At 72.8% G+C, this 482-nt stretch carries 1 pseudogene; it reads right to left on the minus strand.

The window, feature by feature from the left end:
- Positions 1-482: pseudogene (locus H7I41_RS13300) on the minus strand (hypothetical protein); the annotation flags it as partial.

The raw sequence follows: 482 nt of genomic DNA on the forward strand, positions 1-482 counted from the left end.
CGGTGTCCTGATCGCGCATCAGTTGACCACGCAGGTAGCCCTTGCGGCCGGCCACCGAGGTGATCGGGGCCAGGGTGCGGGCCTGGATGATCCGGCGCATCGGCTGACGCTTCCCCAGCGACATCCGGATCAGCGGCCGGCGGTGTCCTGATCGCGCATCAGTTGACCACGCAGGTAGCCCTTGCGGCCGGCCACCGAGGTGATCGGGGCCAGGGTGCGGGCCTGGATGATCCGGCGCATCGGGGTGCATGGCGATGCGCACCACTTCCATCTCGCCGAGCTCGGCGAGCACCCCCCGCACCGCCTCGGCGGCGGCGCCGCCGACCGCTCCGGCGATCACCACGACTTGCGGCCGAGCTGGCCGAAGCCCTGCACCGACCCGGGGTGCATGGCGATGCGCACCACTTCCATCTCGCCGAGCTCGGCGAGCACCCCCCGCACCGCCTCGGCGGCGGCGCCGCCGACCGCTCCGGCGATCACCA

The organism is [Mycobacterium] manitobense, assembly GCF_025821665.1.
In the GTDB taxonomy this organism is placed as follows: domain Bacteria; phylum Actinomycetota; class Actinomycetes; order Mycobacteriales; family Mycobacteriaceae; genus Mycobacterium; species Mycobacterium arseniciresistens.